10 protein-coding genes are annotated in these 14,211 nt (G+C 40.9%); 1 reads left to right on the forward strand and 9 read right to left on the reverse strand.

The annotated features are described in order from the left end of the window. From rapZ to ftsH, 6 genes are all read right to left on the reverse strand, one after another. Positions 1-876, reverse strand: coding sequence for an RNase adapter RapZ (rapZ, locus tag J6O61_RS02660; protein ID WP_292209257.1), 876 nt, complete (start codon positions 874-876; stop codon positions 1-3). Between the two features lie 30 nt (positions 877-906). Then, a complete protein-coding gene (gene murB, locus J6O61_RS02665; protein ID WP_292209260.1) occupies positions 907-1,818 on the reverse strand; it encodes a UDP-N-acetylmuramate dehydrogenase in 912 nt (303 codons plus the stop codon). 19 nt (positions 1,819-1,837) lie between these two features. Then, entirely contained in the window at positions 1,838-2,773 is a 936-nt protein-coding gene (locus tag J6O61_RS02670) for an ROK family glucokinase (RefSeq protein WP_292209263.1), read from the reverse strand. A 27-nt stretch (positions 2,774-2,800) separates the two neighbouring features. Then, positions 2,801-3,745, reverse strand: a complete 945-nt coding sequence (gene hprK, locus J6O61_RS02675) for an HPr(Ser) kinase/phosphatase (protein ID WP_292209266.1) — start codon at positions 3,743-3,745, stop codon at positions 2,801-2,803. Between the two features lie 76 nt (positions 3,746-3,821). After that, positions 3,822-5,714 (reverse strand): excinuclease ABC subunit UvrC, encoded by a 1,893-nt coding sequence (gene uvrC / locus J6O61_RS02680; RefSeq protein WP_292209269.1) that lies wholly within the window; start codon positions 5,712-5,714, stop codon positions 3,822-3,824. Between the two features lie 89 nt (positions 5,715-5,803). Next, a complete protein-coding gene (gene ftsH / locus J6O61_RS02685; RefSeq protein WP_292209272.1) occupies positions 5,804-8,047 on the reverse strand; it encodes an ATP-dependent zinc metalloprotease FtsH in 2,244 nt (747 codons plus the stop codon). Between the two features lie 182 nt (positions 8,048-8,229). Between ftsH and J6O61_RS02690 the strand changes: the two genes are divergently transcribed. After that, positions 8,230-9,840 (forward strand): CTP synthase, encoded by a 1,611-nt coding sequence (locus J6O61_RS02690; protein ID WP_292209274.1) that lies wholly within the window; start codon positions 8,230-8,232, stop codon positions 9,838-9,840. Positions 9,841-10,441: 601 nt separating this feature from the next. Here the strand turns inward: J6O61_RS02690 and nagZ are convergent. From nagZ to J6O61_RS02705, 3 genes are read right to left on the reverse strand one after another with little or no spacing between them, the layout of a single operon-like run. Further along, positions 10,442-12,007 (reverse strand): beta-N-acetylhexosaminidase, encoded by a 1,566-nt coding sequence (gene nagZ / locus J6O61_RS02695; RefSeq protein ID WP_292209277.1) that lies wholly within the window; start codon positions 12,005-12,007, stop codon positions 10,442-10,444. Between the two features lies 1 nt (position 12,008). Further along, entirely contained in the window at positions 12,009-12,896 is an 888-nt protein-coding gene (locus J6O61_RS02700) for an N-acetylglucosamine kinase (protein ID WP_292209280.1), read from the reverse strand. Between the two features lie 14 nt (positions 12,897-12,910). Then, the gene (locus tag J6O61_RS02705) at positions 12,911-14,050 is read right to left on the reverse strand and encodes an exo-beta-N-acetylmuramidase NamZ family protein (RefSeq protein WP_292209283.1); all 1,140 of its coding nucleotides are present in this window, start codon (positions 14,048-14,050) and stop codon (positions 12,911-12,913) included. Positions 14,051-14,211 lie beyond the last annotated feature (161 nt).

Below are 14,211 nucleotides of genomic sequence, written 5' to 3' on the forward strand. Positions count from 1 at the left end.
TTATTTTGCCTGCTTAACATCTCTGTGAAATAGCTTTAAACCATAGGTGCCGCCGGATGCTTTTAATCTTTCATATAATTCATTGGCTATTGTTACACTTCTGTGCTGTCCGCCCGTGCAGCCAATAGCCACCACAAGTTGATACTTTCCTTCTTTTACATATCCGGGGATAAGGAACTCCAACATGTCTTCAAGTTTATCAACAAACTCTCCGCATGCCGGAAAACTTTTTACGTAGTCCTGAACGCCCTTGTCATTGCCGGTCTGATGTTTAAGCTCATCTATGTAGAAAGGGTTTGGTAAAAATCTCACATCAAATACCAGATCAGCATCATATGGAATACCATACTTAAATCCAAATGAAAGGATTGTTACCATTAAAGAATTGTATTCTTCATTCTGTACAAATATTCTGTCCAGTTCTTCTTTCAATTCCCTTGTAAGAAGCTGAGAGGAATCCATAACATAATCCGCTCTTTTTTTAACTTCTGCGAGAACAGCCCTTTCCTTGGCAATTCCATCCTCAATCCTGTCTCCTGCAGAATTTACATTCATAGGGTGGATTCTTCTGGTTTCTTTATATCTTTTAATAAGAACCTGATCGCTGGCATCCATATACAGAACCTCTACAGGTATGCCTCGTTCTTTGAGTGAGTCTATGATTCCGGCCACTTCCTCAAATTGTTGACCGGCTCTTGCATCTATTCCTAGTACAACCTTGTTGATTTCGTTGTCAGGCATAGTTATAAGTTCTGCAAACTTCTCAATAAGGGATACCGGAAGATTATCAACGCAATAAAACCCCGCATCCTCTAACATATGAATTGCTGTGGATTTTCCTCCACCACTCATTCCTGTTACGATAACAAATCTCATTTTGCCATCCTTTCAAATTAAAGAACTAAATCAGAACTTTCCAAGCATTATAACTTCCGGTTCGAGAGTTACTCCGGAGTTCTCATAAACTTTTTTCTTAACTTCGCAGATCAGTTCATAAACATCTGCCGATGTAGCCTTTCCTTTATTGATCACAAAACCGCAGTGTTTTTCTGAAACTGATGCATCTCCCACAGAAAATCCGCGCAGACCTGCATCCTCAATAAGCTTTCCGGCATAATATCCTACCGGTCTTTTAAATGTAGATCCTGCACTTGGGAACTCAAGCGGCTGCTTTTCCCTTCTTTTAGCTGCAAGATCCTGTATATTCTGTGTTATTGTTTCTTTATCGCCCTTTTCAAGTAAAAGAACTACCGAAATAACTATATAGCCTCTTCCCTTAATGGCGCTTGTCCTATAGCCAAATTCCATGGAGCTGTTATCAAGGACCATTACCTCGCCTGTAGGAGAAAGAACTTTAACAGACTTGGTAACAAGCTTCATCTCTCCGCCATAAGCACCGGCGTTCATTATCATTGCACCGCCGATAGTTCCCGGAATTCCGGCTGCAAATTCAAAGTTTTTAAGGCTGTTATCTCTTGCAAATGCCGCTATCTGTGAATTCATAGCCCCGGCACCTGCATATATACTTCTTTTGCCCTCAATATGTATATCGTTCAAATTACCAAGAGAAATAACTATCCCGTCAAATCCCTCATCGGATACCAGAAGATTGCTGCCGTTTCCCAGAATAAAATAATCTATCCCAAGCTTTCTTATGAGATTCATAACCTCAATAAGCTGTTCTTCATTATCCGGTCGTATAAATAAGCTTGCAGGCCCACCGGTTCTAAATGTGGTGTGCCTGCTCATTGGTTCATCTTTTAAAACATTAGATGCAGATACTATCTGCTCTATGGCATTACATATTTCTTTATTCAAAACTAACCTTCCTAAAATATCACTGTATCACCAGTTTTGCAGCACCGTACACTCCGGCATCATTTCCCAGTTTTGCAAGAGCAAACTTGGCATCTGCGCATCCCGAAAAAGCATATTTCTTGAAACTTGGCATAAGAAGATCAAAAAGCATATCTCCGGCTTTTGATACTCCACCGCCCAGAACAATAATCTCAGGATTAACAACCGTAGCTGCAATGGCAATACCTTTTCCAAGGTAATATCCATATTGTTCAGCAATCTTTACTGCGAGTGCATCGCCCTTTTTGGCTGCGTCAAAAATATCCTTGCATTCAAAATCGCCCTGTCTGAGAACACTGTCTTCATTTGATGCTGCAAGAGCTCTCTTAGCAAGTCTCATTGCACCTGTTGCGCTGGCATACTGCTCAAAACATCCGTGATTTCCGCATCCACATGTATCCGGTTCATCATCAACAAGATGGATATGTCCGATTTCTCCGCCTGATCCGACAGAGCCTGTAAGAATCTTACCCTCATTGATGATACCGCCGCCAACTCCTGTTCCCAAAGTAACAAGGAGCATGTTCTGATAGCCCCTTCCGCCACCTTTCCATGCTTCGCCAAGAGCAGCAACGTTGGCATCATTTCCTGCCTTTACGGGAAGCTTCAGCTCAGAATGAAAATCATTGACAACGTTATAATTCTCCCATCCAAGATTAACAGCCTGATAACAGAGTCCGTCGATGTTTACGGCTCCCGGAACTCCGATTCCTGCTCCGATCACTTCTGTATCTTCAATGTTCTTTTCTTTCATTTTGGCTCTGATTGATTCCGAAACATCAGAAATAATCATCTTGCCTTGGTCTTCTGTTCTTGTTGGTATCTCCCAAAAATCAAGCTTTTCGCCACCTTCTGTAAGAAGACCTATTTTCGCAGTTGTACCTCCTACATCCGCGCCGAATACGTATCTTGCCATAACAAACCTCTTTCTATCTTTTATTTATTAATCATCATCCTCATCATTTCTTCTTTTGGCCAAAGAATTCTGAACTCTGTTATAAAGCTCCTGAGCTGCATTGTAACCCATTGCTTTCTGTCTGTGGTTAACCGCTGCAGATTCGCAGATAACTGCAAGATTTCTACCGGGTCTGATGGGGATTCTGTGACAAACCACTTTATTTCCAAGGTACTCAGTATATTCCTCTTCAAGTCCAAGCCTGTCATACTCTTTATCTTTATCCCAGTCCTCAAGCTTAATTACGAGATCGATATTCTGAGTCTCTCTTACACTTGATACACCGTAAAGAGTCTTAACATCTATAATGCCCACACCTCTCATTTCAATGAAATGTTTGGTAATATCAGGAGCTGAACCTATGAGTGTTTCCTCGCTTACACGGCGGAGTTCAACTACGTCATCTGATACAAGACGATGTCCTCTTTTTATAAGTTCAATAGCTGTTTCTGACTTACCTATTCCACTTTCACCTGTGATAAGAACACCTACACCAAATACATCTACAAGTACTCCGTGAATTGAGATACATGGAGCAAGCTTGACATTAAGCCATCTGATTATCTCCGCTGTAAAAGCTGAAGTTGATTTTTTGGTCATAAGCACAGGAACTTTTTCTTCCAATGCAATCTTTATAAACAATGGATCAGGTGTCAGTTCTCTGCAAAAAACAACTCCGGGAACATCAAATGAGAGGAACTCCCTGTACATCTTTTCTCTTTTTTCTTCAGGAAATGACTCCATATATGTGTACTCAACGAATCCGATTACCTGAAGTCTTGTTGCTTCAAAATGCTCAAAATATCCTGCCAGCTGAAGCGCAGGTCTATTGATATCCGGCTGTATTATCTTTATCTTTTTTATATCCAGCTCCGGAGTAAGATTTTCAAGCTTCATTTTTTCAATGATTGATTTTAGACTGACACTCGCCATTTCACCCTCCAAAAAATAGTTATTGTAAGTACTAATTTAATTAATGAAACTCACACCGAAAATAATAACACAGAGATTACTGTTCTTCAATTTGTTTCACTTCATGGAAAAAGTCAAATATCTGCTGTGCAACAGCCTCCGGAATATCAGGTACTTCCTTAAGTTTATCCACACTTGCATTTCTGATATCTTCTATGGATGCAAAGTGTTTCATAAGAGCTTTTCTCCTTGCAGGTCCTATTCCCGGTATATCATCAAGGGTACTTTTTACCTGTGACTTACTACGAAGTGACCGGTGATATTCTATGGCAAATCTGTGGGCTTCGTCCTGTATTCTGGTTATTAGCTTGAAACCTTCCGATCTCGTATCAATCGGAAGTTCCACATTATTATAATAAAGACCTCTCGTCCTGTGATTATCGTCTTTGACCATTCCACATACAGGGATTGAAATTCCAAGCTCATCCAATACCTGAAGGCAGATATTAACCTGACCTCGTCCACCATCCATGAGAATAAGATCCGGAAACTTGGTAAAGCTCCCATATCTGGCATCAATATCTCTCACTTCAAGATCATGCCTTTCCTCGATTCCATGAAGAAGCCTTCTGGTGAGAACCTCATGCATACATGCATAGTCATCCGGTCCTGCTACGGATTTTATTCTAAACTTTCTGTAATCGCTCTTTTTGGGTTTTCCTTTTTCATAAACCACCATGGAACCAACATTGGCAAAACCACTTATATTGGAAATATCATAAGCTTCCATTCTGTTAAGTCCCTTTAGTCCAAGAAGCTTTTCTATTTCCTTGACCGCGCCAATGGTTCTTCCTTCTTCTCTCTTTATTCTCTCTTTGTCTTTTGAAAGAACCAGCTCGGCATTCTGGGTTGCAAGCTCCATCAGCTTTTCTTTTTGCCCTCTTTCAGGAACAGTTATATAAACTCTGCTTCCTTTCCTCTGAGTAAGCCATTTTTCTATGATTTCCATATCCTCAATGGTCTCCGGCAAAACAAGTTCCCTTGGAATAAAAGGTGTTCCGGCATAGAACTGCTTCACAAAATTGAGAAGAATCTCCTCCTGAGGATTTTCGGACACATGTGTCATATAAAAATGTTCTCTTCCAATCAGCCTTCCATCCCTTACAAAGAACACCTGAACAACGGCGTCCTTATCATCAGATGCAATAGCCACGATATCCTTATCTTCCATGGAAGAGTCTGTCATTTTCTGTTTCTGGGCAACAACCCTTACGCTTGCCAAAAGATCTCTGTACTTAGCTGCAGCCTCAAAATCCAGTTCTTCCGAAGCAGCCTCCATTTTATCCTGAAGATCTTTCATGATAATGCCATAGTTTCCGTTTAAAAAATCAAGGGCTTTATCTATTCTGGCTCTGTACTCTTCCTTGGATACATCTCCTGTACACGGTCCACAGCACTGCTTCATATGATAATTAAGGCATGGCCTTTCAAGACCAATATCCCTGGGAAGAGTGCGGTTACAGTTTCTAAGTCCGTAAATCTTATTTATAAGATCGATTGTATCCTTTACTGCAGCTGCGCTGGTAAATGGCCCGAAATATCTCGATTTATCCTTCTTCATTAGCCTTGAAAAAAGAATTCTCGGATAATCCTCTGATACAGTCACTTTAATGTATGGATAAGTCTTGTCATCTTTTAAAAGAGTATTGTACCTTGGAGAGTTCTCTTTTATCAGGTTGTTCTCAAGGACAAGAGCCTCAAGTTCAGAATCGGTGACAATATACTCAAATCTGGCAATCTGTTTCACCATCTGATCAATCTGAGGGCCTCGTCCGATATTGGTACGAAAATAAGACCTTACACGATTGTGAAGGTTTATGGCTTTACCAACGTACATGATGGTGTCGTTCTCATCACGCATAATATAAACTCCCGGCTTATTGGGAAGTTTTTTTAATTCTTCTTTTACATCAAAGCCTGTAGCTGCCATCTCGAACCTATTATCTCTTAATTATTTCTTAAATAATATAAAAGAGGAACAGAACATGGTTCCATTCCCCCTTTTGCTTATAAATCTTATTATTTATCGAAGTCATTTGGAACATGGGAGAATACCCCACCGCCCTGAGGTACGCTTTGTTCTTCCTGAGTTTTTGACTCTTCAGTCTCGTCTGAAGTATCAGCCTCATTCTCATTAGCAGCCTGAATAACGGCTTCAAAAAAACTCTGCGCAGCATCCTGACTGTTATCCTGAACACCTGCTGTGCCTATGCCCTGCGCAAGTCCATCGTTTTCAGGATTTTCTTTCTTTTCAGTACTCTTAACAGGAACATTCTCACCTACAAGAGCAGACTCAGCACGCGTAGCATAAATTCTTCCGTGCTTGGCTGCCTCCACCTCTTCTTCAGTAGGTTCAGGGATATTACAAACCTCACGGTATATCTTCATGAATTCCTTACCTGTAATAGTTTCTTTCTCGATAAGGAACTGTGCAATCTTGTCCATTGCATCAAGATGGTCTCTGATGATCTGTTTTGCCTTCTCATAGCATTCAGCAAGAAGCTTTTTAACTTCTTCATCAACAAGTGCTGCGGTCTGATCACTGCAGTTGAGCACTCTGTTTCCATCCAGATATCTGTTCTGGACAGACTCAAGCTGCATAAGGCCGAACTTCTCGCTCATACCGAACATCGTAATCATGCTGCGTGCCATGCTTGTGGCTTTCTCGATATCATTCTCTGCGCCGGTTGTTACAGTATTGAAAATCACTTCTTCTGCTGCTCTTCCGCCAAGTGAAACAATGATATCGTCTATAATTTCATCTTTTGTCTGAAGGTATTTTTCATCTTCAGGAACCTGCATTACATAGCCAAGTGCTCCCATAGTTCTGGGAACGATTGTAATCTTCTGTACAGGCTCTGTGTTTTTCTGAACTGCGCTGATAAGTGCGTGTCCAACTTCGTGGTAGGAAACTATCTTGCGCTCTTCTTTACTAAGGATACGATCTTTCTTTTCCTTACCTACAAGAACCTGTTCAACAGCTTCCATAAGATCCTGCTGGCATACATATTCCCTGTGAGCCTTTACTGCGTTGATAGCAGCTTCATTGATCATATTCGCCAGATCTGAACCAACTGCTCCGCTTGTTGCAAGGGCGATACCCTTAAGATCGACTGTCTCATCCATCTTAACATCTTTTGAATGAACTTTAAGAATCTCTTCTCTACCCTTAAGGTCAGGCTTATCAACGATGATTCGTCTGTCAAAACGTCCGGGACGAAGAAGAGCCTTATCAAGGATTTCAGGTCTGTTGGTAGCGCCGAGAATAAGAACACCCTTTGATGAATCAAATCCGTCCATCTCTGAAAGCAGCTGGTTAAGAGTCTGCTCTCTTTCCTCATTGCCACCGCCATACTTACTGTCACGGCTTCTACCGATTGCATCAATCTCATCTATAAAGATAATACATGGAGCATTCTTACTTGCTTCACTGAAAAGATCTCTAACACGGCTGGCACCTACACCAACATAAAGTTCAATGAAATCTGAACCTGCAAGTGAATAAAATGGTACATGTGCCTCACCGGCTACAGCCTTTGCAAGAAGTGTCTTACCTGTTCCTGGAGGTCCTACAAGAAGAGCTCCCTTTGGAAGTTTAGCACCGATCTTTGCATATTTTGCAGGGTTATGAAGGAAGTCTACCACTTCAACAAGAGACTCTTTTGCCTCATCTTCACCTGCTACATCTTTAAAGGTAATACCTGTTTCTTTCTGAACATAAACCTTAGCATTGCTCTTTCCAACGCTGAGTGGTCCACCGCCTTTACCCATTCTTCTGAAGATAACTGAAAGAATGAGCCAAAGAAGAAGGATTGGAGCAACATACTGAATAATGAAAGCAAGAATAAGCCCTGAACTGTCAGGAACTTCACTGCTGACTTCAACACCAGCCTCAAGCATTCTCTGTGTAAGTACACTATCCTCTTCAGCTTTTCCTGTATAATAGGTTACATAAGAATTACCGGTCCAATAGTAGTATCCAAGTCCAAGTTGATCCTCGGATTTATTTTCTTTGGGGTAGATATCTATCCTGTCACTTTCTATGACTATTCTTTCTACTTCACCGCTTTCTACCATATTAATGAATTCGGTGTAAGTTACTTCTCTGTTTGTATTTTCAGAAAAAGCTCTCAGAAAATAAGTCATGCAAACCATTGTTACAAGAGCTGCCACCAGAAGAAGTATTATGTTTTGTCTCCTTGGAGAATTGCCATTTCCGCCTCCAAGTGGATTGTTATTTCTTTGATTTTGATTATTATCCATTTTTTAATTCCATTCTTTGACGTGTTATGTTATACTACAACCTGTTTGTGTTTATGATATAATAAATTATCTATTCACACGCTCGTATCATACTATTATATAGAGTACAATTCAATATTTCAATTACAATTAATTTTTAATCTCTGAAAGTTTTATAAAATCACGCAGGAGGATAAATCAAAATGGCTGTAAAGTATATCTTTGTGACTGGTGGTGTTGTATCAGGTCTGGGAAAGGGGATAACTGCCGCTTCACTTGGCAGGTTATTAAAGGCCCGCGGATATAAAGTCACAATGCAGAAGTTTGACCCCTACATCAACATTGATCCCGGTACTATGAACCCTGTTCAGCACGGAGAAGTTTTCGTTACTGAAGATGGTACTGAAACTGACCTCGATCTTGGCCATTACGAAAGATTTATCGACGAGAATCTTGATAAAAATTCAAATGTTACAACCGGTAAGATTTACTGGTCCGTTCTCCAGAAAGAACGTCGCGGTGACTACGGCGGACGCACAGTACAGGTTATTCCTCACATAACCAATGAGATTAAGAGTAAATTCTATAGAAATTTCACTGATGATGATACAAGAATCGCAATCATTGAAGTCGGTGGAACAGTCGGTGATATCGAAAGCCAGCCTTTCCTTGAAGCAATCAGACAGTTCCAGCATGAAGTCGGACATGAAAATGCAATGCTCATTCTGGTATCATTAATCCCTTATCTTCGCGTTTCACAGGAAATCAAAACAAAACCAACCCAGTCAGCCGTTAAGACTATGCAGGGAATGGGACTTCAGCCGGATGTTATTGTTTGCAGAAGCGAAGTTGAACTTGATCAGGATACCAAGGACAAGATTGCTCTGTTCTGTAACGTACCAAGCAGCCATGTACTTAACAACCTTGATCTTGAGTATCTATATGAAGCTCCTCTTGCAATGGAAAAAGAGCATTTGGCTCAGGTTGCATGTGAATGCTTAAAGCTTGACTGTCCTGAACCGGATCTTGCAGACTGGAAGGCAATGGTTGACACTCTATACTCACTTAAGCACGAAGTTAAGGTTGCACTTGTCGGCAAATATACTCAGCTCCATGACGCTTACATCAGCGTTGTTGAAGCTCTTAAGCACGGCGGAATCTCCAATCAGACTGCTGTTGATATTAAATGGGTTGATTCAGAGACAGTAAACGATGAAAACGTTGCAGATGTTCTTTCAGATGTTGATGGTGTTATCGTACCCGGCGGTTTTGGTGATCGTGGAATCGAGGGAATGATTTCTTCTATTAAATATGCACGTGAGAACAATATTCCATTCCTTGGTCTTTGCCTTGGAATGCAGCTTGCAATAGTTGAATTTGCCCGCAACGTTATCGGATATAAAGATGCTCATTCAATTGAATTTGATCCAAATACTACACATCCTATGATAGCTCTTTTACCTGATCAGAACGGTGTTGAGGATATTGGAGGAACACTTCGTCTTGGCTCATATCCTTGTGTCCTTGATAAAGAGTCCAAAGCCTTTAAGTTATTTGGTTCTGAAAACATTACAGAGCGTCATCGTCACAGATATGAGGTAAACAACGATTACAGAAATGTACTTGTACAGAATGGTCTCAAACTTTGTGGAATGTCCCCTGATGGCAGAATTGTCGAGATGATTGAACTTCCATCCAATGACTTCCATATGGCTACTCAGGCACATCCGGAGCTTAAGTCTCGTCCAAACAGACCACATCCTCTTTTCTCAGGATTCATCAAAGCTTCACTTGAACACGAGGAAAAGAGATAATAAATACCATACGAAAATAAAGATAAAGCCTTGTTTTCTTTCATGCTTATTCAGAAAAGAAAACAAGGCTTTTATTTTGCTTAATTGTCGCTATTGCTCATACTAAATCGTTCTATTCAAAGTTATGGACACCACCACACCACCTTTGACCAGGTTTTCCCGCTTCCGGATTAAAATCCGGAAGCAATATAAGCAACTACTTTTCAGCATGTCTACCGGTAATATTTTTCTAATTCAGCTTTTTACCCTTAGTTCACTAATACCCATGGGTAATACTACATTTTTTCCGCCTTTTACCCTGGTTATCTACCAATCATTGGGTAAATCTACCATTTTTCACATATTTACCCAAACTCATTCAATAATCTCGGGTAAATATCTACTCTTTGTTCCTCTTACCCGCAGCATTCATTAATCTGTGGGTAAATAGCTGATTTTTGTTCTCCTTACCCGCGACGTTCATTTATTCGTGGGTAATTAGCTGATTTTTGTTTTCCTTACCCACGGCATCAACACCGACCATGTAAGAGAAAAATTAGATTAATTCCGCAAATGTTCGCATACATCTTTTAAAGTAGCCACGCTACTGTTCCAAAATACCTTAATCCGCATCTTCACAATCATTAATATAGCTTATTCCGACTGGTAGCTTTCCTAATGCATTGATTTCTTTATTAAGAAGCTTACCTATAAGATTAATCATTGGCAGTGTATATTCGAATGCCGCAAACTTCCATACATTGTCAGGTATTTCGCATAAGTCATAGGGATTTCGTAGTGCAAATACGGCAGACTTAGAATTAGCTGATAATACTTTTTCAAGTAGTTTTATTTGGCTGCGGTATACATGTGCATTGTAGGTACCCACAACTACAAAAGAGCTTTTACCTGCAAGTTCCGATGCCCTTTCAATTTCTTCGTTGCTTGGATTTTCACTTATTACCAGTGCTTTGGCACCAAATTTTTCTGCCAGAATTTCGCAAAATGATGAGGCGATGTCTTCTTTGACATTGCCAACAAGGCCTACATTAAATGGCCTTGGGCTTATAAAGAGAGTGTCCGAGTCAATCCCAAGAGGGTAATCTGCTTTTGAAACGAGAGTAAGAGTTTGTTTTCGTATGTTCTCTATTTCTTCCTTAAATTCTTTGCTGCTTTTTTCCTGATTTTTATTCTTAAGATATTTATCCTTATATGAAAGTATTCGTTCTGCGCTTTCCTTGATGGTCTCAGCCACTATGCTTCCATCATTTATGGCCGCTTCTATCCTTGATATAACTTCCTGGAAGTATGAAGGAGTGTGGGATATCATTATGATATCCGCGCCTGCTTTTAGTGCTGCCAAAGCCCCCTCTTCTACACCATAAAACTTTTTTATGGCCTGCATTTCAAGGCAATCTGTGAGGATAAGTCCCTCAAATCCCATTTCTTTTCTCAATAGATCTGTCAGGATTTTCTTGGACATTGTGGCGGGAATCCTGTCTTTTTCAATCTTGGGAAAAAGAATGTGCGCGGACATTATTGCAGGAACTTCGTTTTCAACTGCTGCTTTAAAAGGCACAAGTTCCATCTTTTCAAGTTCATCAAGTTCCTTATCAACGCAAGGAAGTGTCACATGGGAATCTGTTGACACATCGCCGTGTCCGGGAAAGTGCTTTGCACATGAAAGAACGCCTGCATCATCAAGGCCTTTTGCCATTTGCAGAGCATACTCACTTACTTTCTCCGGAGTATCTCCATAGCTTCTACACCCAATTATGGGATTAGAAGGATTAGAATTAATATCCATAACCGGTGCCAGATTAAAGTTGATTCCAAGCTCTTTTAGCTGTAATCCTGTATAGTAGCCCGCAGTATAAGCATTGTGCGAGTCACCTGTGGCTGAGATTGCCATGGCTCCCGGAATATTTCCCATGTTTTCAGACAGGCGCGCTACCATTCCGCCTTCCTGATCGATCATGATAAATGGGGGATAGCCTGTAACAGAAGTAATGAACTCTTTGATCTCAGCGCAGAGTTTTTTTATCTGTGCTTCATCCCTGAGATTTTCCTTAAAAAGAATGATATTACCAATCTTATATTTTCTTATTACTTCCTTAACTTCTTCATTCAACTCATATCCCGGAAAACCAACAACAAATTTCTGGCCCACCATCTCTTCAATTGTCATTTCAAACCTCTTTCATAGCTAGTCTAAGGGCTCCTACAGATGCGTCTTCCTGCGGGAAAAACATTTTTAGCCCTGCTCGTTTTTCAAGTTTTTCCCTGATATGATCATTCTTTTGAAGAACGCTTCCCCAAAGAGCCACCTCGGGGCCATAATCAAGCCTTTTTTTCACTGCAAAGATCAAACTGTTAAGCTCCTCTACAACAGCATCCTCTATTGCCACTGCCACAGAATCACCTCGTTTTATTCCTTCTGACAATAAAGGAGCCAGTGCCGCAATATCTCCCTTGTTGGTGTCTTTTGAATAGATGTATCCTATCAGTTCTCTGATGTCTTTGATTCCGAGCCGTTCAAATACCAGTTCCCTGAACACTGTGTTTTCGCCTCGGCCATCCTCTGCCCTTACTACCGCCTCCAGGATCCTTATAGATATGTCATAAGCGCTGCCCTTATCATCGATAAGATGGCCATAACCACCTGCTCTCGCGCTCATTCCGTCAGGTCTTTTGCCGAAGCATAAGCTCCCGGTGCCGGAGATAAGAAGTATTCCATACTGCTCTGGAAATGCTGCTGAAAATGCAGTTTCATGATCACCATAAATTTCATAATTTCTAAAGCCTGCTTCGCTCATCACTGCTGCGAAGCCTTCTCTTATCTGCACATTGCTAATGCCCGCAAGTCCTATGGCAAGGCCTTTGCAATCATCAGGGCTCCCAACATTTTTAGTAATGCTATTTACTATCTCCATTATATTTTGGATAAAAAAATCCTTGGAAAGCCCATTCCCGTTTAGAGCCGGTCCTATTCCTGAATAAATCTCTTTTCCATTTTCATCCGCGCAAACAAATCTGCTGCCGGTGCCTCCACCGTCAATTCCAGCATAAAAACCCATCTAGTCATCCCCACTTAATCATATATATGAAACTCATTTTTTCTAATCTGAAATTCAGCCTGTTCCTGCTTAATCTTTTCAATTATTTCTGATGCTTTAAAGCCTTTATCTAATGGCATCCCTGAGAGCAATTGTATAAATGGCTTATCCCTACCCGCTACAGGTGGCAAAAACTCAAATTCATCATATGCTCTATCCAGTATCTCAAGAAGTGTTATTCCCATTTCAAATGGCTTTGCTTTTTCTCTGTCAGTGATATGAATATGAATTCCTCCGCAGTGCCTTCCGGAATGCTTGGAAGTATAGGGATTAAAGAAATATGGAGTTGCAACAAATCCCTCAAGTCTTCTGCCATTGAATTCCTTAGCGAGTTTTTCCGATTCCTTAATATAAGAAGCTCCAATGACACTAAAGGGGTTGGCTGTCCCCCTGCCCTCGGATGCATTTGTCCCTTCTATAAGACATGTTCCAACGTAGACAAGTGCTGTCTCGAAGGTCGGAATATTGGGGCTTGGCATAATCCAGTTAAGTCCTGTCTCAGGAAAAAGAGCTGATCTTTTCCAGTCTTTACATGGAACAACTGTTATATCTGCTCCAAGCTTTTGCTCTATATTGACCATATTTGCAAACTCACCCGGAGTAAGGCCATACCTTACGGGAAGTGAATAACAGCCAACAAAGCTAAACTCCTCTTCTGGTAAGATATTTCCCTCAATAACCTCTCCTCCAAGGGGATTGGGCCTATCAAGCACAACTATCTTTTTACCTCTTTTGGCACAATCTTCAATCACATTTTTTAGCGACGAAATAAAGGTGTAATACCTGCTGCCCACATCCTGTATGTCATATACAATGATGTCAAAAAGATCCAGCATCTCCTCTGTCATTCTTCGTCTCTGACCTTCGTAGAGGCTATATACAGGAAGTCCTGTCGCTTTGTCATGAAAACCTTTTACTGTGGCAGCATCCTCGATGTCTCCTCTGATCCCATGCTCTGCACCAAAGAGAACTTTTAGGTCACAAATTTCTTTTAGCGCATCTATAGTGCTCTTCCCGTCGATACGCCTTCCTGTAGGTGTAGTTATCAGCCCAACTCTTCCACCCTGAAATACATCCCTATATTCTTCTAACCTATCCGCTCCACACAAAACCATGTAATTCCAAGCTCCTGTTAACTAGTGTGGCTGTTTTTATATTTCTCGACTATATTGCTTAGATATAATTTGCAATCTACAAGGCGGAAGATGGAGTCGATGGGCGTCCATCGACGACTGATGACAACGCAGTAGATTCAAATTATAGCAAGCATATAGTC

The sequence above is a fragment of the Butyrivibrio sp. genome (assembly GCF_017635265.1).
Lineage (GTDB): Bacteria > Bacillota > Clostridia > Lachnospirales > Lachnospiraceae > Butyrivibrio.

Bases quoted from the DNA above. Each gene is read 5' to 3' on its own strand.
- J6O61_RS02705 (WP_292209283.1), bottom strand. From the start codon at position 14,050: ATGGTTTTGTGTGGAGCGGATAGGTTAGAAGAATATAGGGATGTATTT.
- hprK (WP_292209266.1), bottom strand. From the start codon at position 3,745: ATGGCGAGTGTCAGTCTAAAATCAATCATTGAAAAAATGAAGCTTGAA.
- J6O61_RS02670 (WP_292209263.1), bottom strand. From the start codon at position 2,773: ATGGCAAGATACGTATTCGGCGCGGATGTAGGAGGTACAACTGCGAAA.
- J6O61_RS02700 (WP_292209280.1), bottom strand. From the start codon at position 12,896: ATGGGTTTTTATGCTGGAATTGACGGTGGAGGCACCGGCAGCAGATTT.
- J6O61_RS02690 (WP_292209274.1), top strand. From the start codon at position 8,230: ATGGCTGTAAAGTATATCTTTGTGACTGGTGGTGTTGTATCAGGTCTG.
- nagZ (WP_292209277.1), bottom strand. From the start codon at position 12,007: ATGACAATTGAAGAGATGGTGGGCCAGAAATTTGTTGTTGGTTTTCCG.
- uvrC (WP_292209269.1), bottom strand. From the start codon at position 5,714: ATGGCAGCTACAGGCTTTGATGTAAAAGAAGAATTAAAAAAACTTCCC.
- rapZ (WP_292209257.1), bottom strand. From the start codon at position 876: ATGAGATTTGTTATCGTAACAGGAATGAGTGGTGGAGGAAAATCCACA.
- ftsH (WP_292209272.1), bottom strand. From the start codon at position 8,047: ATGGATAATAATCAAAATCAAAGAAATAACAATCCACTTGGAGGCGGA.